The organism is Bradyrhizobium sp. UFLA05-109, from assembly GCF_054185165.1.
The window spans coordinates 1-19,850 of record NZ_JBBIAR010000006.1 but is presented as its reverse complement, the minus strand read 5'-3'; the positions used below and the strand labels follow the sequence as shown (position 1 = coordinate 19,850).

Below are 19,850 nucleotides of genomic sequence, written 5' to 3'. Positions count from 1 at the left end.
TTCATGACGCGCGGTCGTGGCCCAAAGCCGCGATCCAAGACAAGAGACCCTAGCAATGCTCGCGAAAATTTCCATTCGTGCCAAGATCATCAGCGTCGTGGCCTTCCTTCTGGCCGCGATGGCCGGCATGGGTGTGCTTGCCGTCATCAAGATGCGGGCGATCAACGCCAACACCGTCGATATCGCAACGAGCTGGATGCCGAGCGTTCGGGTGCTCGGCGAGGTCCGCGCCAACGTCCTCACCTATCGCACCGTGGTACGCGCTCACATGTTGGCCGAGACGATCGAGGAAAAGCTTGCGGCAGAAAAGACGGCCGGGGACGTGATCGACGCGCTGGCCAAGTCCCGCAAGCAATACGAGCCGATGATCACCTCGCCGGAGGAGCGAGCGCTGTATACCGAATGGTCCAAGCTGTGGGACGACTACAAGAAGGGTACGGACGATGTCATGGCGCTGTCGCGCAAGGATGTCGGCAAGATCTCGCACGAAGCGCGTGAGCTGAACACCAAAGCCGTCGGTAAGATCGGCCTGCAATCGGACGAGGTGCTGAGAAAGGATATCGAGCTCAACAACAAAGGCGGCAACCAGGCCGCCCAGGATGCCGCCGACAGCTATGCCTTCGCCTTCATGCTGGTCTGCGTCATTCTCGGCGTCGCGCTCGTCATCGGCATCGGCGTCAGCTTCTACATGATCCGCGATGTCTCCAGCGGCATCGATTCCATCGTCGAGCCGATGCAGGCGCTCGGCAAGGGCGACCTGAGCGCGGAAGTGCCGCATCGGGGAGAGAAGACCGAGATCGGCGCCATGGCCGATGCGCTTCAGGTGTTCAAGGAGGCGTTGGTCGCCAAGAAGGCGGCTGACGAAGCCGCCGCGCGTGATGCGGAGGTCAAGATCGAGCGCGGCCGCCGCGTCGACAACATTACCCGCGAATTCGAATCCATGATCGGCGAAATCGTGCAGACCGTCTCATCGGCCTCGACCCAGCTCGAAGCCTCTGCCTCGACTCTGACGGCGACCGCCGATCGCTCCCAGCAGATGGCGACCACGGTCGCCGCCGCTTCGGAAGAAGCCTCCACCAACGTGCAGTCGGTGGCCTCAGCCACCGAGGAGATGGCCTCGTCGGTCGGCGAGATCAGCCGCCAGGTCCAGGAATCGGCGCGGATGGCGGGCGACGCCGTCGGCCAGGCTCGCACCACCAGCGAACGCGTCAGCCAGCTCTCCAAGGCCGCCTCGCGCATCGGCGACGTCGTCGAACTGATCAACACCATCGCTGGCCAGACCAACCTTTTGGCGCTGAACGCGACCATCGAGGCGGCGCGTGCCGGCGAAGCCGGCCGCGGCTTCGCAGTGGTGGCATCCGAAGTGAAGGCGCTCGCCGAGCAGACTGCGAAGGCGACCGGCGAGATCGGCCAGCAAATCACCGGCATCCAGGCCGCCACCAACGACTCCGTCGGCGCGATCAAGGAAATCTCCTCGACCATCGAACGCCTCTCCGAGATCTCTTCGGCGATTGCGGCGGCCGTGGAAGAGCAGGGCGCAGCGACCCAGGAGATCGCCCGCAACGTGCAGCAGGCGGCGCAGGGCACCCAGCAGGTCTCCTCCAACATCACCGACGTGCAGCGCGGCGCGACCGAGACCGGCACGGCCTCCTCGCAGGTGCTGTCGGCGGCGCAGATGCTGTCGAACGACTCGAGCCGCCTGAAGACCGAGGTCAGCAAGTTCCTGACCAACGTGCGCGCGGCGTAGTTCAAAGTTGCCGGCCAATTCCGTCATCCTGACAGCTTGTGAGTTTTCTCGTCATCCCGGGGCGCGACGAAGTCGCGAGCCCGGAATCCATCGGGACGCACAGACTGCCGCGCAGTGGATTCCGGGCTCGCGCCCAAGAGGGCGCGCCCCGAAATGACGAAGGGAGAGAGAAAAGCCCCGCTCTCAATCCCTCATCCTCGGGGTGACGGTGATCGAGCCGCGGCATCCGTCGTGTCCTCTGGCATAGCTGCGATGCCTATTCCGCAGTGCGGTAGCAGGGAAGTGAATGATCCCGCGCTGCTTCGCGTTGGCGTCGAGGCGGGGTTCGGGTAAAGGGAAAGAGGAATGCCCGCGGGGGCGGATTCCACCTCTCGCTTGACCTGGAACTGACTGGCGAATGATAGCTCTGGTCCGCATCGCCCTGAGCCGGCCGTACACCTTTGTCGTGCTCGCGCTCCTGCTCCTGATCGTCGGACCGCTCGCGGCGCTACGCACGCCGACCGACATCTTCCCGGACATTCGCATCCCCGTGATTGGCGTCGTCTGGCAGTACACCGGCTTGCCGCCGGACCAGATGGCTGGCCGCATCACCACGCCCTTCCAGCGCGCACTGACGACGACGGTCAACGACATTGAGCACATCGTCGCAAACTCCTACAACGGCTTCGGCATCATCAAGATCTTCTTCCAGCCGAACGTCGACATCCGAACCGCCAATGCGCAGGTCACCGCGATCTCGCAGACGCTGCTGAAGCAGATGCCGCCGGGCGCGACGCCGCCGCTGATCCTGAACTATTCGGCCTCCACCGTGCCGATCATCCAGGTGGCGCTGTCGGGCGAGGGGCTCACCGAGCAAAACCTCGCCGATATCGGCATCAACCAGCTCCGCACGCCGCTCGTGACCGTGCCGGGCGCGGCGATCCCCTATCCCTTTGGCGGCAAGCAGCGTCAGGTGCAGATCGACCTCGACCCGACCGCGCTCCAGGCGCGTGGGCTGTCGGGGCAGGACGTGGCCAACGCCCTCGCAGCCCAAAACCTGATTACGCCGGTCGGCACCCAGAAGATCGGCACCTTCGAGTACAACATCCAGCTCAACAACTCGCCACTGAAGATGGAGGAGCTCGGCAATCTGCCGATCAAGACCGTCAACGGCGCGATGGTTTATGTGCGCGATGTGGCGACCGTCAGGGACGGCAACCCGCCGCAGACCAACATCGTCCACGTCGACGGTAACCGCTCGGTGCTGATGATGGTGCTGAAGGCCGGTGCGACGTCGACGCTCGATATCATCGCCGGCATCAAGCAGAAGGTGATCGAGGTCAAGGACCAGTTGCCGGATGCGCTGAAGATCGGCTTCATCGGCGACCAATCGGTGTTCGTGCGCGGCGCGATCGAGGGCGTCGCCTTCGAAGGCGTGATCGCGGCGCTGCTCACCAGCGTCATGATCCTCTTGTTCCTCGGGAGCTGGCGCTCGACCGTCATCATCGCGGTCTCGATTCCGCTGTCGGTGCTGGGCGCCATTATCATGCTGTCGGCGATCGGCGAGACGCTCAACATCATGACGCTCGGCGGCCTGGCGCTCGCGGTCGGCATTTTGGTCGACGACGCCACCGTGACCATCGAGAACATCAATTACCATCTGGAGCAGGGCAAGCCGGTCGAGCAGTCGATCCTCGACGGCGCCAACCAGATCGTGACGCCGGCTTTCGTCTCGCTGCTCTGCATCTGCATCGTGTTCGTGCCGATGTTCTTCCTCACCGGTGTCGCGCGCTTCCTGTTCGTGCCGATGGCCGAAGCCGTGATGTTCGCCATGATCTGGTCGTTCATCCTGTCGCGCACGCTGGTGCCGACCATGGCGAACTATCTGTTGCAGGCGCATGTCCATCATGACGGCGCGCCGCCGAAGTCGCGCAATCCTCTGGTCTGGTTCCAGCGCGGCTTCGAGGCGAGGTTCGAGCGCATCCGCGGTGGCTATCGCGGCCTTTTGGGCATGGCCTTGGCGCATCGCGCGGTGTTCGTGATCAGCTTCCTCTGCGTGATCGGCGCGTCGTTCGCGCTGGTACCATTCCTGGGACGCAACTTCTTCCCCGCGGTCGATGCCGGCAATATCCTGATGCATGTCCGCACCCAGGTCGGCACCCGCGTCGAGGAGACCGCCAACCAGCTCGCCGACGTGCAGAAGGCGATCCGCAAGCTGGTCCCGGGCGAGATCGAGACGCTGACCGACAACATCGGCATGCCGATCTCCGGCATCAACATGACTTACAACAACACCGGCGTGATCGGTCCGCAGGACGGCGACATCCAGATCAAGCTGAAGGAGGGGCATAAGCCTACCGAGGAGCACGTGCGCGTCTTGCGTGAGCAGTTGCCGCGGCTGTTCCCCGGCGTCAGCTTCGCCTTCCTGCCGGCCGACATCGTCAGCCAAATCCTGAATTTCGGCGCGCCGGCACCGATCGACCTCCAGATTCGCGGCGCGAATCTCGACGCAAATTTCGCCTATGCCAATAAGCTGCTCGCAAAGGTCCGGCGCATTCCCGGCGTCGCGGATGCGCGTATCCAGCAGTCGCCGAACAACCCAACCTTCAACATCGATGTCGACCGCACCCGCGCGCAATATGTCGGCCTGACCGAGCGCGACGTCACCAACAGCCTCGTGGTCAATCTCGCCGGCTCCTCGCAGGTCGCGCCGACCTACTATCTCAACCCGGATAACGGCGTGTCCTATTCCATCGTGATGCAGACGCCGCAGTATCAGATCGATTCGCTCAGTGCGCTCCAGACACTGCCGATCACGGCCGCCGGAAATTCGCAATCGCCGATCCTCGGTGGCATCGCCGACATCAAGCGATCGATGTCGAGCGCGGTGGTGTCGCAATACGACATCCAGTCGCTGGTGCAGATCTTTGCGACCACGCAGGGGCGCGATCTCGGCGCTGTCGCCGCCGACATTCGCCGGGTGATCGCCGACACCGCTAAGGAAGTGCCGAAAGGCTCCTCAGTTGTGCTGCTCGGCCAGGTGCAGACCATGAACAGCGCCTTCACCGGCCTGCTGTTCGGCCTGTTAGGGGCGGTCGTGCTGATCTATTTCCTGATCGTGGTGAACTTCCAGTCCTGGTCCGATCCCTTCGTGATCATCACGGCGCTGCCGGCCGCGCTGGCCGGCATCGTCTGGATGCTGTTCACGACCGAGACCACGCTCTCAGTGCCGGCGCTCACCGGCGCCATCATGTGCATGGGCGTTGCGACCGCGAACAGCGTGCTCGTCATCTCCTTCGCCCGGGAGCGCTATGAGGAGCTCGGCGATCCCGTCGTTGCTGCGCTCGAGGCAGGCTTCGTGCGGTTCCGCCCTGTGCTGATGACGGCGCTTGCCATGATCATCGGCATGGCGCCGATGGCGTTGGGGCTGGGGGAGGGCGGCGAGCAGAACGCACCGCTCGGGCGCGCCGTGATAGGCGGCCTGATCTTTGCGACCTTCGCCACGCTGATGTTTGTTCCCGTGGTCTTTAGTATGGTACACAAGAAGCAAGGCGCCAAAGCCGCCGCCGCTGCCTCACCGGAGATACCGCATGCCGTCCACTGAACCGCGCTCGCCGGTGTCGCGCCGGAAATTGGGCATATTTGGCGTGGTGGCGCTAATCGGGGCGGGTCTCGTCGTCGGCACCGGCATCCGCGCGCGTGAGGAGCAGGGCTCCAAGCTCAAGCAGTGGACCGAAGATCAGGCTGTTCCCAGCGTCGCGGTGACCCTGCCCAATGCCAAAGCCCTCAGCGCCGCCATCGACCTGCCGGGCCGGCTGGAGGCTTACTACCGCGCGCCGATCTTCGCTCGCGTATCGGGCTATTTGAAGAGCTGGAGCGCCGACATGGGTGCCCGCGTCAAGGCCGGCCAGGTGATCGCCGAGATCGAAGCGCCGGACCTCGACCAGCAACTCCTGCAGGCCCGCGCCGATCTTGCCAGCCAGCAGGCTAGTGCAAGGCTCTCCGAAGCGACCTTGAACCGGCGCAAGACGCTGGTCGCCTCCAACTTCGTCTCCGCGCAAGAGATCGACGAGCGCACCGCCGATCTCTCCAACAAGAAGGCCGCCGTCAATTCAGGCCAGGCCAATGTGGAGCGGCTGGAAGCGCTCGCCGGCTACAAGAAGATCACCGCGCCGTTCGATGGTGTCGTCACGGCGCGCGATACCGACGTCGGCGCGCTGATCAATGCCGGCGGCGGCTCGGGCCCTGCGATGTTCGTGATATCAGATATCAGCAAGCTGCGCGTCTATGTCAACGTGCCGCAGAACTATGTGCCGGCGATCAAGATCGGCGCCAAGGCCACCATCACTCTGCCGGAGTATCCGAACCGAACCTTCCCGGCGACGGTCGAAGCCTCCTCGCAGGCCGTCGATGTCTCCTCGGGCACGACGCGCATGCAGCTCGGGCTCGACAATTCCACTGGTGAGCTGATGCCCGGCGGCTATGCCAGCGTGAAGCTGAACTTGCAGCGCGACTCCGCACCGCTCAGCATTCCCGCAAGCGCCCTGATCTTCAACGGTAGCGGCCTGCGCGTTGCGACCGTCACGCCCGACGACAAGGTGGCGTTCAAAACCGTGACCATCGCGCGCGATCTCGGCCGCGAAATCGAGCTTGCTTCCGGCATCGCTCCCGACGACCGCGTCATCACCGCGCCACCCGACGGCCTCGCCGACGGCGACCAGGTGCGCGTGGTGGGCGCCGGCGCCAACGGCAAGCCGGCAACGGCGTCGGAAAAGCAGGCGCCAAAGGGTTAAGATGGTCTCGTGCCCCGGACGCAGCGCAGCACGAAGTGATGCGCTGCTGAGCCGGGGCCCATCTTTCCCAGAGTGTACTGCCTTGCTTTCTGGGTACCGGCTCTCCGGAGCGGCACTTCGCGCCGCAGAGAAGCAGATCTCTGCGACGACTGAGTGCCGCGAGCCGGGTAGCTGCGAGACGCGGGGACGCCGGTGCGGCGCAGGATGGCTCGGCTTCGCCATTGCTTCGTCCTAAGAATGTGATTCTGAAATAGTTCACGCTGTAGTCTGTATATCGAGGCCGCAGCCTTGGCTGGCAGGCAGCGAATGTCTTGGCAGTTGCGGAATTTTTCGAAACTTAAGGCCGCTTCGAGAAAATCAGTTCGATCGGGATGCAAATCGGACGAGGCCACGGTCATTGAACGGAGCAATTCCGGTCTTTGTCATCATCGAATTCGTCCTGAAACTGCGCATCAGCACCAAATTGGAGGATTGCATCTGTGCTGGGCGTTCTCTCTTTTGTGGGGGCGGTACTCGCGCACGTCGCCGACAAACTGAAATGCCGGTCGGGCTCTTGCGTTTCGCGCCCGGCCGCCGCGCCGGCGATTTCTGCTTCCTTCATTTCCGTGATTGCTTCGAAAGGTTGCCATGTCCTTCCTCGGTCGCTTCCGTATCCTGACCAAAATTCTCGCCGTCATCGCGTTGATGGCCATCGTCGCCTGCTCCATCACCTGGCTCGGCATTGGCGCGTTGAGCACGCTGAACGAAGGGGCCGAAAACATGAGAAAAGCCGCGACACGCGCGCTTTTGGCTGCCCGCGCCAATCAGAACGTGCTCGCGCTCAGCCGTTCCGAGTTCCGAGCGGCCCTGGACCCGCGTCCGGAGAACCGCGAGCAAGTGCACAAGATTGTCGCCGAACAGATGAAGAGCTTCCTGGAGAGAATCGACGAAGTCGGCCAAACCCGGGACGAAAAGGCCAGGGCCATGATACCGGCCGTCAAGGAGACCTGGGCCGCCTATCAGAAGAGCATGGAGACGACTCTCCGCCTTGTCGATGGCCTGAAGGACGTCCAGTTGAGCGAACAAGGCGAACAGTTGCGCCGTGCGGTCACGCATGGCGAGGCCGATGCGGAGAGATTGCAGGCCACCGTGCGGGCCATTGCAGATCGGTTGAGCGAGCGCGTGGAAGCTTTCGCCAAGGCGGCTGCCGGGGAATACGAAACCACGTCGCGCCTGATGGAGACGGTGGCCGGGGTCGGCATCGTACTCGGTCTTTCGATCGGTTTCCTGATCGGCCAGTTCGGAATCGCCAAGCCGATGCGCGGCCTCGTTGGCCTACTGCAACGCCTGGCAAAGGGCGAGGATATCGAGATCACAGGCACCGAGCGCAAGGACGAGATCGGCGAGACCGCCCAGGCAGTTAACGGGATCAAGGTCATGCTGGCGCAGAAGGCGAGCGACGAGGCGGAAGCCAAGGTCGAGCAGGATCGAATCGCGGCGCAGCGCCGCAAGGCGGACATGATGAAGCTTGCCGATCAATTCGAAGCGGCGGTTGGCGAAATCGTCGAAACCGTGTCGTCGGCATCGACCGAGCTTGAAGCCTCTGCTTCGACGCTGACCGCGAACGCGGAGCGTGCGCAGGAAGTGACCACCACGGTCGCGGCGGCGTCGGAAGAAGCCTCCACCAACGTGCAGTCCGTGGCGTCAGCAACGGAAGAGCTGTCGTCATCGGTCAACGAGATCAGCCGGCAGGTCCAGGCATCGGCGCGCATGGCCCGCGAAGCCGTTGACCAGGCTCGCAAGACTAACGACCGCGTCGGGGAACTATCGAAGGCGGCGGCCCGCATCGGCGCCGTGGTCGAGCTCATCAACACCATCGCCGGCCAGACAAACCTCTTGGCGCTCAACGCCACCATCGAGGCAGCGCGCGCCGGTGAGGCCGGTCGTGGCTTCGCAGTCGTGGCTTCCGAGGTGAAGGCCCTAGCCGAGCAGACCGCAAAGGCCACCGGCGAGATCGGTCAGCAGATCGACAGTATCCAGGCTGCGACACAAGAGTCGGTCGGCGCGATCATGGAGATCAGCGGAACGATCGAAAAGCTGTCAGAGATATCGACTACCATCGCATCCGCCGTCGAAGAGCAGGGCGCAGCGACACAGGAGATTTCCCGCAACGTGCAACAAGCGGCCGCAGGCACCCAACAGGTGTCGTACAATATCGTTGACGTTCAGCGCGGCGCCGGCGAGACCGGATCGGCCTCCTCTCAGGTGCTCTCTGCGGCGCAATCGCTGTCGAGCGACAGCAACCGCCTTAAGCTCGAGGTCGGTAAGTTCCTCAACACGGTCCGCGCCGCGTAATACCGAAGCCCGGCTCGACATCTAGCCGGGCTTCGCCAGACCGCGGGATAAAAGCGACGATGCCGCTCCGGGCCAACGCGACGGCTTGCATCGGGAGAACAGAGTTTTCGGCTTCAACGGTGCATTGCCGAAATGGCGCGCCACGGACGATGAAGATGGGCACGATTGCCTCGCCGTGGCGCGATGATGCGGCGCGTGATACCGTGTATTTCTGTTCGGTCCCACGCCTACCTTTTCTGGGCATGCTCTGACGAATTACGGGTGACAGTGGAGGAAGACAGATCGACTTGACTCAGCGCTCGATCATCCCCGATGATTCAAGCCTCTGCGCCGTTTACCAAGAGTGTTTGACGGGAGTTCGCCGAACATTTCGCGATATGATCGCGCAAAATGACCAAGGCTGTGAAAGCCGCATCGGAGCGCAACCGAAATCACCGAAGTCGTGTCGTCTGCGTTTTGCAGAAGCAGGTTTGCCTGCTCAAGTCTCGCGCGCCTGAGATATTCTTGCGGCGTGCAATTGTGCCGCGAATGGAAATACCGAAAGATGCTGCGGGCGCTGACGCTCGATATTTGCGCGAGGGTCTCCACCTGCAGCGGTTCGGCCAAGTTTGCGACAATGTAGTCCTCGATCCGCTTCAATTGGGCCAGGGCCGGGGCAGCGGGCGGACGACTTGCCACTGCGTCCCAGTTGCCAAGGTACACCAGCATCCTCACTGAAATGTCCTCGACTGCGGTCGCGACGAGGGCCGGCACGAACCGTTGATCTGCTATCTCGAGCTCCCTTGCGAAGCGAAACGTCGATTGACGCAGGAACCGAGTGTGGCGAAAGTCGCACAGCGAAGGCTGCCTCAGATCCATGCGGATACTGTCGGAGTCAAGCAACGCCGACCATTTGCGTCGCAGCATGCCGCCGTCCACGCGCAGGCACAGTTTGTGCAATCCGGCGGGATATCGCGCAGACCAAGGCTGGTCGCTCGGAATGATATATGCTGCCGACGACGTTGCATTTTCGACGACTTTGCCGTCGAGAACGATTTCACTCACTTCCGGGGCCGTCTGAAACGATAGGTGGAAATGACTTGCAGGATCAAATCTGCACCCAATTGGGCGATCAAAACGAATGAACGCTAGCGCACCTTGGTCGAAATACACGGCATTTGTGACAAACGGGGCTTTGGTCTGTTTGTGGGGCAGATCAACTCGATTTGCTTGTCCCCTTACCCGGATCAACGTCTCTACCTCGTCAAGCTTGTCGGACTGGAATTCAGGGTAGTTCTTCAGCATTTACCTTCCGTGGAATGTTCTGGTGCCTGAGCAAACTATCATCGGAATAGCCTCGGCGCAGCCATGATGGTTGATGATATTGGGCGAGATTGGCAGTGGCGGATTAAAGGCTCCTTTCATCAGCGGGTATGGGGATAGATCCCTGCATTGAATGATCACGGGTTTGGCGCACCGGATTGCGCAGGACCGAGGCGCGCGCCACGATCTCAGGGATGGCGCGGTCACGCTACAGTCTGCATCCAGACTGCAAACGCTGGGCTGGCAGGCAACGAATGTCTTGGCAGTTACGGAATTTTTCGAAACTTAAGGCCGTTTCAAGAAAATGAAATTCGATCGGAGCGCGAGTCGGCGAGGCGACGGTCGTTGTTCGGAGCAATTCCGCTGTTTGGGGACATGGTTGTCATCACGGAGTTCATTCTGAAGCTGCGTATCAGCGCCGAATTGGGGAATTGCATCTGCGCTGGGCGCTCTCCTTGTTGGAGCGATACCGGTCATCGGTGATCGCGGAACGCATCGCCATCGTTCTCGCTGAACACCAGCGAGGACAAACCTGACGAATATCGTGTCGCTGGCGAGCCGAGTGCGGATGCATCAAGCACGGCCAAGCGACGATGCGAAAAGGTAGCGTAGCAGAGCTTCGGTAAAAGGGACGGGAGTAATATCTCATGTCGGTTCATATTGTCGCAGAAAGCCGCGCGAAGCTCTGTGCCATGTTGAGCATCCTCGCACAAAAATATGATACAACAGCCGAGTTGCTGGGCGCTGGCAAACCGCACCTTGGTGCGCTGGTCGCGGATGCGATTGTAGTCAACATCGACCTGCGGATAGCTGAAAACATTGTGGCGTTAAAGATTCTGAGCCGCCAATTATGGCGGTCCCCAAAGCGGATATTCGTCATTGACGAACGTAGACGCCTTGCGATCGTGCAGGCTTGTGCTTTGGGCGCTACGGATGTTCTGATCAATCCGGTCAAACCTGTTCAATTGCTCGCCAAGCTCGCCGGGGGTATCGGTTAAACCGAAGGCCTTTCGGGCAGAGAAGAAGGGGCTGCGTGTTTTGCGTCGATGTTCCGTGCGGTGAGAAGTGGCAGCACGGTCGACGTCGCACACATCAATCGTGTTGGCGACAAGATCGCCGACAATATCGTCGAGGATGGTTTGGAGAATTAGCGGACGATCGTCCGTCGACACCACGAGGTGACCTATCAGCATTGCCTCTTGGTGACGAGCATTGTGGTGGGCTTCGGTCTGAGGTTTGGCATCTGCGAGCGGACGAGAGATGATCGGTGCATCGTGAAGCACAAGACAAGGAAACACCTGCCTTCCGAACGCTGTTCGACGAAGACTGACTCAACAGATTGTAGGGTGGGCAAAGCGAAGCGTGCCCACTACGTCACGACAATCGCGGAACCAATGGTGGGCACGGCGCTAACGCGCCTTTGCCCACCCTACGAGATCTTGCCGACCCGCCACTCCGGCACGCCATCGGCGGCCATCGTGATGGCGCCGAGCGAGCCGACAGGCGTGCGCGCCATATCGAGCAGATGCGCCAGCGTCGTGTTGTCGCTCGCCGGAATGCGCGCCAGCGTCCGCCGATCGTCCTCCGTGCGCAGCATCGCCACGCCGTGCTCGACGTCGCCGTTGCGGCCGTAGATCACCGTGAAGCTCTCGACCTCGCCCTGGCCTGAGGCCTCGGCCACGAACTCAGGCACAACGCGCTTGTGGCGATCGGCCTCCGCCTGCACGCTCGTCTCCTGCGCCAGCGCTTCGCGCGGCGGCGTCTTCGAGAGCACGAGCCCGTGGTGCTTGGTAACGAAGCCGCCCTGGCCGTAGAGCAGGCCGAGCTTCGCGCCACCGCGCAACTTGCGCACCATCGCGCAGGCCGCATGTGTCATGTAGGTGTTGAGCGGCGCGCCGAAGAAGGTGAGGCCGCCGGTCACGGTCGGCTGCACGTCGGCTCCGAGGCCCAGCGTCCGCCGAGCCATCTTCGGCACGCAAGGAAAGCAGCTATAGAGCTCGATGGCGTCGAACTGCTTGCCGTCGCCGCCGGCAAGGTCCGTCACCGCCTTCAGTACCGCATTCTGCGGATGGCTCTCATAAAACTGGTCGCGCAGGAGATAGTCGCGCGGCTCCTCGGCCGAGGCGCCGCCGAGCGGATAGACCAGCCGATCCTCGGCAATGCCGGCCGCGCGCGCCTTCGCAAGGCTGGTGAGCAGCAGCGCGCCGCCCATATTGACCATCGGGTTGGCGACCATCAGTTTCGTGTAGGGCCAGGCGATCAGGCGGTTGTCCGCCGTCGGTGTCGTGATCTCGTCCGGCGCAAAGCGCCGCTTCAGCCAGGCATTGGGGTTTTGTGCGGCGGCCTCCGAATAGCGCGACCACAGCGTGCCTGACTCCGCCATCGCCTCGCCTGGTGCCTGACCCCAATGCGCCGAGGATGCGGCCTCGTAGAAGGGATAGACCGTGACGGGGCGGAACACGCCCAGCTTCACCGCCAGCGGCTTCTGGAACGCCGCACCGCGCTTCGGCTCCTCGACGTCATGCGCAAACGGCGTCCACGGCAGCTTGGCTCGGGCACGCTCCGCCTTGGTCGCGGTCGATTGCGCCTCCGCGCCACAGACAGCGGCAACGCTGCATTCGCCGCGCGCGATGCGCTGGGCGGCTTCGTGCAGATAGCGGATCGGGCTCTCGCCGCCGACCGGGCCGTAGTAGCAATGCGAAGGCTGGATGCTGAGCCGCTGCGCCAGCAGTTCTTCCGGATCGCGATAGCGCCAGCTCAGGAAGTTGACGACGTCGAGCGACTGCACCTCGCAGAGCAGCTTTGCGCCGGCATCTCCTTCGGCGCGCCGCAGCGCCTGTTCGAGAAGATCGAGCGGCTCGAGGCCCGCGGTGATCTCCTTGGGCCGGTCGACGATCTCGCCGACACCCACGATGACGGGAATGCGGTCTGGTGGGACAGTCATTGTTCTTGCTTCTTCACTTTCTCAACAACTCGGAGCCCTCATCCTGATGAAGAGACCGCGAAGCGGTCGTCTCGAAGGATGGCCGCTAGGCACTTCGTGGTTCGAGACGGCGCTGTGCGCCTCCTCGCCATGAAGGTCCGTCACGATCACTCCGCCACCAGGGCATTCATGTGCTCGACGGGTCCGGCGAAACGCTAGCCCAGCCTCGTCGCCATGCAAAGCCGGTTCGCCGTGGGCTTCTTGCGTGCAGGCGCCATACGCCCGGGCAGCCCGGCCATGACGAAACGGGGAGGGCGCCCATCTGCCAATGCAACCCGGCGCTCTTGCCAATCTCGCCGCTATCGCTAGCTAACAGCCCACGCGCCTTCCGCGCTGGAGCCCTTTTTCATGACCGACGCCCCCCCCTACGAGCCGCCCAAAGTCTGGACCTGGAATAAGCCGAGTGGCGGGCAGTTTGCCAGCATCAACCGGCCGATCGCAGGCCCGACGCACGACAAGGAGCTGCCGGTCGGCCGCCATCCGCTCCAGCTCTATTCGCTGGCCACGCCAAATGGCGTGAAGGTGACCGTGATGCTGGAGGAGCTTCTGGCGCTCGGCCACAAGGGCGCTGAATACGACGCCTGGCTGATCAATATCGGCAAGGGCGATCAGTTCGGCAGCGGCTTCGTCGCCATCAATCCGAACTCCAAAATCCCGGCGCTGCTGGACCGCTCCGGTCCCGAGCCGATCCGCGTCTTCGAGTCCGGCTCGATCCTGGTCTACCTCGCCGAAAAATTCGGCGCCTTCCTGCCCAAGGACGTCAAGACGCGCACCGAAGCGATGTCCTGGCTGTTCTGGCAGATGGGCAGTGCGCCCTATCTCGGCGGCGGCTTCGGTCATTTCTACGCCTATGCGCCGACCAAGATCGAATACGCCATCGACCGCTTCGCGATGGAAACCAAACGCCAGCTCGACGTGCTCGACCGGCGGCTTGCCGAGAGCGAGTACCTTGCCGGCGGAGAGTACACGATCGCCGACATCGCGGTGTGGCCGTGGTACGGCGCGCTCGCCAAGGGGCTGGTCTATGGCGCGGGCGAATTCCTGTCCGTGCAGGACTACAAGAACGTGCAGCGCTGGACCGATCAGATTGCCAAGCGTCCGGCGGTGAAGCGCGGCCGCATGGTCAACCGCGTCTCCGGCGATCCCGCGAGCCAATTGCACGAGCGCCACGACGCATCGGATTTCGAGACCAAGACGCAGGATAAGCTTCAGGCGGTGGCTGCGTCGTAAGCGCCTCCACGAATTGCAGGGTGGGCAAAGGCGCACAGCGCCGTGCCCACCACTCCTGCCGATCAGTTGGATGGATGGTGGGCACGGCGCTTGCGCGCCTTTGCCCACCTACGACAGCCGCGCCTTTACGGCATGCTCAGCTCATGCCGTCCCACCACCATCCAGTGCACCTCGTCCGGGCCGTCGGCAAAGCGCAGGTGGCGGACGTCCTGATACATCTCGGCGAGCGGCGTCCATTGCGAGATGCCGGTGGCGCCGTGCATCTGGATCGCCTGGTCGATGATCGTGCAGGCGCGCTCCGGCACCATGGCCTTGACCATGGAGACCCAGACGCGGGCCTCCTTGTTGCCGAGCACGTCCATGGCCTTTGCCGCCTTCAGCACCATCAGCCGCATCGACTCGATCTCGCAGCGCGCCTGCGCGATGATCTGAAGGTTGCCGCCGAGATGGGCGATCTTCTTGCCGAAGGCTTCGCGGGTGAGCCCACGCTGCACCATCATGTCGAGCGCCTTCTCGGCCTTGCCGATGGTGCGCATGCAGTGGTGGATGCGCCCGGGTCCGAGGCGGAGCTGTGAGATCTCGAAGCCGCGGCCTTCACCGAGCAGGATGTTGTCTTTGGGCACGCGCACATTGTTGAAGCGCATGTGCATATGTCCGCGCGGCGCGTGGTCCTGGCCGAACACGTGCATCGGTCCCAGAATTTCGACGCCAGGCGTGTCCTTCGGCACCAGGATCTGCGACTGCTGCTTGCTCGGCGGCGCATCCGGATTGGTCTTGACCATCACAATCATGATTTTGCAGCGGGGATCGCCAAGACCTGAGATGTAATATTTCTCGCCGTTGATCACCCATTCGTCGCCGACCAGCTTTGCCGTGGTCGAGATGTTCTTGGCATCGGACGAAGCGACGTTCGGCTCCGTCATCGCATAGGCCGAGCGAATCTCGCCGTTCAGAAGCGGCGTCAGCCACGTCTCCTTCTGCGCCTTGGTGCCGACGCGCTCCAGCACCTCCATGTTGCCGGTGTCGGGCGCCGAGCAGTTCATGGTCTCCGAGGCCAGCGGGCTCTTGCCGAGCTCGACGGCGATATAGGCGTAGTCGAGGTTCTTCAGGCCCTGGCCGGTCTCGTCATCGGGCAGGAAGAAGTTCCAGAGGCCTTCCTCCTTGGCCTTGTTCTTGGCCTTCTCCAGCACCTCGAGCTGACCCGGCGTAAAGCTCCAGCGGTCGTCCTTCTTCTCGCCGTGCTTGATGAACTCTACCGTCATCGGCTCGACGGTCTCGCGAATGAACTTCTTCACGTGGTCATAGAGCGGCCGGACCTGGTCCGACATGCGCAGATCATTGAGCTCGTCGCCGGGATTGAGCGTGTAGTTGGTGGTGCGGGGCACATAGGCGTGTTTCATTCTTGTTCCTCCCGTTTCGAGATAGCCGTTCTGCCGCCGACCATAGACGCGACGCGCAAAAAGCGCGAGCGCACATTTTCACGCGACGGCCATTCGATGGAATATCGCGCGGGCGTTTGAAATGTTGTTTGAACCGTGTCGCCAACGTACCACTGTCATTCCCCGCGAAAGCGGGGAATCCAGTGCGCCGCGGCTTCTCCGTGAATCTCCGACGCCTCGGGATACTGGATCGCCCGATCAAGTCGGGCGATGACGGCGGAGATTGTGGCAGGCCGCGCGGTACATGTGGCGAGCTCACACCACGCGGTGCATCGCGCAGATCTTGTTGCCGTCGGGATCGCGCAGGTACGCAAGATAGGCCTTGCCGGCAGAGCCCTCACGAATGCCGGGAGGATTCTCGCAAGTCGTCCCGCCGGCAGCGAGGCCGGCCGCGTGCCAGGCCTCGACCTGCTCGGGTGAATTGCAGGCAAAACCGATGGTGCCGCCATTGGCGTGCGTCGCAGGCTCGCCGTTGATCGGCTTGCTCACCGAGAACACGCCTGTCCTGGTGATGTAGAAGATGCGATGGCCGTCGACCCGCGCAGGCCGCACCTCGAGCGTCGCCAGCAGCTTGTCGTAGAACGCCTTGGCCTTGTCCAGATCGTTGGTGCCGATCATCACGTGCGAGAACATGGTTTCTTCTTCCCCCTGTAGTTGTTTTGACTCAATTCGTAGGGTGGGCAAAGCGAAGCGTGCCCACCATCACAAGCGAAACACTGAATGGTGGGCACGGCGCTACGCGCCTTTGCCCACCCTACAAAATCTCAAAACGCCGTATATCCGCCGTCGATCACGAACGTATCCGCGGTGTGGTAGGACGACGCCTTGCTCATCAAATACACCGCGATGCCGCCGAAATCGGATGGCTCGCCGAAGCGCCGCTGCGGAATCCGCGGCATCACGTTGGCGACGAATTTCTCGTTGGCCATGATGCCGGCGGTCATGTCGCTCCTGATCCAGCCTGGCAGGATCGCATTCGCGGTGACGCCGTAGCGCGCGAGCTCGACGCCGAGCGCGCGCACCAGCGCGTTGATCGCGGCCTTGGTCGCGGCGTAATGCTCGTTGCGCGCCGTGCCGAAGATCGAGGCGAGGCTCGAGGTCGCAACCAGCCGGCCGAAGGGATCGCCGGCATTGGCGCGGTCGGTCATGTGCCTGGCGGCGGCCTGGAAGGCGTGGAACACGCCGTCGAGATTGGTCGAGAACATCGTGCGCCATTCCTCTTCGGTGCGCTCGACGAAGGAGCGCCGTCCGCCGCCGCCGATGCCCGCATTGGCGAAGCAGCCGTCGACCCGGCCGAAGGTGTCGAGCGTCGCCTTCATCGCCGCATTCACCGAGGCAGGATCGGTGACGTCGCAGACGCGGGCATCGACCTTGCCGGACGAGCCCGCCAGGCTCGCGGCGGCGGCCTTGTTCTTCTCGGCGTTGCGGCCCCAGATGGAGACGTTGCAGCCTTGCGCGGCGAGCGCCTGTGCAATGCCGAGCCCGATGCCGCCATTGCCGCCGGTGATCACGGCGACGCGGCCGGTGAGATCGAAAATGGTCATGGGTGTTTCCCCGCTGTGTTTGGCATGACGCGCATCAGCCTGTGCGCACAAGATTGTCCGCTATGTCCCGATCACCATGGACAAGCCGCCGGCAAAAATCAAATATGCGCCCCGACGAAAACCAATTCCGGTCTGCGGAACATCGCGGCCGCAACGCGGGTGAGGAAACCATGCAGTTCAAACACGTCACGCTCGATTTCGACGGGCCGGTCGCCATTCTCAAGCTCCATCACCAGGAGGTCATGAACGCCGTCTCGGTGGACATGCTGGGCGGGCTCACTGAGGCTCTCGACGAGATCGAGGAGCGGAAGGGCGAGGTCCGCTGCGTGGTGCTGACCGGCGCGGGGCGCGCGTTCTGCACCGGCGCGAACTTGCAGGGCCGCAACAATCAGTCGAAGAAGACCAAGGCTGGTTTGACACTCGAGACCGGCTTTCATCCGTTCCTGCGGCGGATCCGCAATCTGCATTGTCCAATCGTCACCGCGGTCAACGGGCCGGCGGCCGGCGCCGGCATGAGCTTCGCGCTGCTTGGCGACATGATCCTGTGCGCGCGCTCGGCCTATTTCCTGCAAGCCTTCCGCCGCATCGGCCTCGTGCCCGATTGTGGTTCGACCTGGCTGTTGCCGCGTCTCGTCGGCAAGGCGCGCTCGATCGAGCTTTCGCTGATGGGCGAGCGGCTGCCGGCAGAGAAGGCGCTGGAATGGGGCCTCGTCAACCGCGTCTATGACGACGGCGCGCTGATGGAGGAGGCGATGAAGCTCGCGCATGAGCTCGCCAACGGGCCAACGGTCGCGCTGTCGCTGATCCGCAAGCTCTATTGGGACAGCCCGGAAAACTCCTTCGAGGAGCAGCTCAATCTCGAATTCCAGTGCCAGCTCCGCGCGGGTGACACCGAGGACTTCCGCGAGGGCGTCGGCGCCTTCCTCGAGAAGCGTCCGGCCAAATTCAAAGGCAAATGATCAGAGCCAAATGATCGAGGCGGAGCTTTCGCGCAGCGTCGCGCGCTGGTGCCCTGGCGCAACCGGCGCGACTGGCGCGGCAAAACTGTCGGGCGGTGCGAGCCAGGAAACCTGGCGCTTCGACATTGCGCATCCGGACGGCACGATCGGCGCGATCCTGCGTCGTGCGCCGAAGGGCTATGGCGCCGCTCCCTCGCGCGCCGCGGGCCTCGGCGCCGAAGCAAGGCTCATGCAGCTCGCGTTCGAGGCGGGACTGCCGTCGCCGCGCGTGCTGCATGTGCTCGAGCCGAAGGATGATCTCGGCACCGGCTTCATCATGCAGCGCGTCGAAGGCGAAACCATCGCGCGCAAGATTCTGCGCGATGACGCATTTGCCGCAGCGCGGCCGATACTCGCACGGCAGCTCGGCGGCGTGCTGGCGGGTCTGCACAGGCTGCCGCTGGCGGAACTGCCCGAGCTCCGGCGCATGACCGCAGCGAAGGAGATCGACGAGTTCGAGCGCGACTATCGCAGCCTCGACTGGCCGAAGCCGGTGTTTGAAGTCGCATTGCGCTGGCTGCGCGATCACGATCCAGGTCCATCCGCCGAGGTCACGCTGGTGCATGGTGATTTCCGCAACGGCAATCTCATCATCGGCGCTGACGGCTTGCGTGCGGTGCTGGACTGGGAGCTCGCCCATCTCGGCGATCCCATGGAGGATCTTGGCTGGCTCTGCGTCAACTCCTGGCGCTTTGGCGAGATCGACAAGCCCGTCGGTGGTTTTGGTCCGCGCGAAGACTTGTTCGCGGGCTATGAGGCCGGGGGCCGCAAGGTCGATCCGGCGCGGGTGAAATTCTGGGAAGTGATGGGCACGCTGCGCTGGGGCATCATGTGCTGCGGCATGATGCAGCGGTTTCGCACCGGACCCGATCATTCCATGGAGCGCGCCATGATCGGCCGCCGCGCTTCTGAGACCGAAATCGACCTGTTGCGCCTGCTGGCGCCGCGAGGGAGTTGACCATGCAGGACGAGCCGAGCCCGATCGAGCTGAGCAAAGCTGTTGCCGATTTCCTTCGGAGCGACATCGCGCTGCTGATCTCCGGCCACCAGGCATTCAAGCTGCGCGTGGCCATCAACGCCCTCGACCTCGTTGTGCGGCAGTTGACGATGGAGGAGGGGAGTGATGCGCGGGAGGTGGCACGGCTCCGCGCGCTGCTCGGAGCCGACGGATCAGTGACCGAGCTCAACCGCGCGCTTGCCGGGCGCATCGCGAGCGGCGAGATCGATCTTGAAACACCGGGGCTTGCCGAACATCTCTGGCAGACCACGATGGACAAGCTCGCCGTCGATCAGCCGAACTACGCGTCGTACAAGCGGGAGCTGTCGAGGGGCGGGTAGGGACAGTCTGGATTGCTTCGCTAAGTTTGCACTGACGAGATTGTGGGTGGGCGCGCCGCATTCTCAGCCGTCATCGCCCGGCTTGATGTTCAGCCCGGGGACATGACCGACGGGTGTTCGGGGACATAGCCGACACTTTTGCCGCTCGCCAAGTCGATGATAG

15 protein-coding genes are annotated in these 19,850 nt (G+C 63.0%); 9 read left to right on the top strand and 6 right to left on the bottom strand.

Annotated features, from left to right (window positions below):
* Positions 1 to 55: 55 nt before the first annotated feature.
* The 3 genes from Q3C01_RS05515 to Q3C01_RS05505 all read left to right on the top strand — a co-directional run bounded on the left by Q3C01_RS05515 (position 56) and on the right by Q3C01_RS05505 (position 6,519).
* Positions 56 to 1,747 carry a methyl-accepting chemotaxis protein gene (locus Q3C01_RS05515; protein WP_458144321.1) on the top strand — a complete coding sequence of 564 codons (1,692 nt, stop codon included), beginning with the start codon at positions 56 to 58 and terminating at the stop codon, positions 1,745 to 1,747.
* A gap of 397 nt (positions 1,748 to 2,144) precedes the next feature.
* The gene (locus tag Q3C01_RS05510) at positions 2,145 to 5,330 is read left to right on the top strand and encodes an efflux RND transporter permease subunit (protein WP_458144320.1); all 3,186 of its coding nucleotides are present in this window, start codon (positions 2,145 to 2,147) and stop codon (positions 5,328 to 5,330) included.
* Positions 5,317 to 6,519, top strand: a complete 1,203-nt coding sequence (locus Q3C01_RS05505) for an efflux RND transporter periplasmic adaptor subunit (RefSeq protein ID WP_458144319.1) — start codon at positions 5,317 to 5,319, stop codon at positions 6,517 to 6,519. Before Q3C01_RS05510 ends, Q3C01_RS05505 begins: the two co-directional genes overlap by 14 nt.
* A gap of 394 nt (positions 6,520 to 6,913) precedes the next feature.
* Here Q3C01_RS05505 and Q3C01_RS05500 read toward each other — a convergent pair whose 3' ends face one another.
* Positions 6,914 to 7,120 carry a hypothetical protein gene (locus Q3C01_RS05500; protein ID WP_458144318.1) on the bottom strand — a complete coding sequence of 69 codons (207 nt, stop codon included), beginning with the start codon at positions 7,118 to 7,120 and terminating at the stop codon, positions 6,914 to 6,916.
* A gap of 26 nt (positions 7,121 to 7,146) precedes the next feature.
* Between Q3C01_RS05500 and Q3C01_RS05495 the strand changes: the two genes are divergently transcribed.
* On the top strand, positions 7,147 to 8,853 hold the full coding sequence (locus tag Q3C01_RS05495) for a methyl-accepting chemotaxis protein (protein WP_458144317.1): 1,707 nt from the start codon (positions 7,147 to 7,149) through the stop codon (positions 8,851 to 8,853).
* 303 nt (positions 8,854 to 9,156) lie between these two features.
* Here Q3C01_RS05495 and Q3C01_RS05490 read toward each other — a convergent pair whose 3' ends face one another.
* Entirely contained in the window at positions 9,157 to 10,137 is a 981-nt protein-coding gene (locus Q3C01_RS05490) for a helix-turn-helix domain-containing protein (protein WP_458144316.1), read from the bottom strand.
* A 665-nt stretch (positions 10,138 to 10,802) separates the two neighbouring features.
* Here Q3C01_RS05490 and Q3C01_RS05485 point away from each other — a divergent pair.
* Positions 10,803 to 11,153: a hypothetical protein gene (locus tag Q3C01_RS05485; protein ID WP_458144315.1), complete on the top strand. Its 351-nt coding sequence runs from the start codon at positions 10,803 to 10,805 to the stop codon at positions 11,151 to 11,153.
* 431 nt (positions 11,154 to 11,584) lie between these two features.
* Here Q3C01_RS05485 and Q3C01_RS05480 read toward each other — a convergent pair whose 3' ends face one another.
* Positions 11,585 to 13,099: an acetyl-CoA acetyltransferase gene (locus tag Q3C01_RS05480; RefSeq protein ID WP_458144314.1), complete on the bottom strand. Its 1,515-nt coding sequence runs from the start codon at positions 13,097 to 13,099 to the stop codon at positions 11,585 to 11,587.
* A gap of 387 nt (positions 13,100 to 13,486) precedes the next feature.
* On the opposite strand from Q3C01_RS05480, the gene yghU reads away from it, so the two are divergent.
* Positions 13,487 to 14,368 carry a glutathione-dependent disulfide-bond oxidoreductase gene (gene yghU, locus Q3C01_RS05475; RefSeq protein WP_458144313.1) on the top strand — a complete coding sequence of 294 codons (882 nt, stop codon included), beginning with the start codon at positions 13,487 to 13,489 and terminating at the stop codon, positions 14,366 to 14,368.
* 125 nt (positions 14,369 to 14,493) lie between these two features.
* On the opposite strand, the gene Q3C01_RS05470 is transcribed toward yghU, so the two are convergent.
* The 3 genes from Q3C01_RS05470 to Q3C01_RS05460 all read right to left on the bottom strand — a co-directional run bounded on the left by Q3C01_RS05470 (position 14,494) and on the right by Q3C01_RS05460 (position 17,351).
* The gene (locus Q3C01_RS05470; RefSeq protein ID WP_458144312.1) at positions 14,494 to 15,768 is read right to left on the bottom strand and encodes an acyl-CoA dehydrogenase family protein; all 1,275 of its coding nucleotides are present in this window, start codon (positions 15,766 to 15,768) and stop codon (positions 14,494 to 14,496) included.
* A 294-nt stretch (positions 15,769 to 16,062) separates the two neighbouring features.
* Complete coding sequence (locus tag Q3C01_RS05465) at positions 16,063 to 16,440, bottom strand: VOC family protein (protein WP_458144311.1); 378 nt, start codon at positions 16,438 to 16,440, stop codon at positions 16,063 to 16,065.
* 131 nt (positions 16,441 to 16,571) lie between these two features.
* Positions 16,572 to 17,351: an SDR family NAD(P)-dependent oxidoreductase gene (locus tag Q3C01_RS05460; RefSeq protein WP_458144310.1), complete on the bottom strand. Its 780-nt coding sequence runs from the start codon at positions 17,349 to 17,351 to the stop codon at positions 16,572 to 16,574.
* A 170-nt stretch (positions 17,352 to 17,521) separates the two neighbouring features.
* Between Q3C01_RS05460 and Q3C01_RS05455 the strand changes: the two genes are divergently transcribed.
* From Q3C01_RS05455 to Q3C01_RS05445, 3 genes are read left to right on the top strand one after another with little or no spacing between them, the layout of a single operon-like run.
* On the top strand, positions 17,522 to 18,310 hold the full coding sequence (locus tag Q3C01_RS05455) for an enoyl-CoA hydratase/isomerase (RefSeq protein ID WP_458144309.1): 789 nt from the start codon (positions 17,522 to 17,524) through the stop codon (positions 18,308 to 18,310).
* A gap of 10 nt (positions 18,311 to 18,320) precedes the next feature.
* Complete coding sequence (locus Q3C01_RS05450) at positions 18,321 to 19,307, top strand: phosphotransferase family protein (RefSeq protein ID WP_458144308.1); 987 nt, start codon at positions 18,321 to 18,323, stop codon at positions 19,305 to 19,307.
* A 2-nt stretch (positions 19,308 to 19,309) separates the two neighbouring features.
* Positions 19,310 to 19,687: a DUF6285 domain-containing protein gene (locus Q3C01_RS05445; protein WP_458144307.1), complete on the top strand. Its 378-nt coding sequence runs from the start codon at positions 19,310 to 19,312 to the stop codon at positions 19,685 to 19,687.
* Positions 19,688 to 19,850 lie beyond the last annotated feature (163 nt).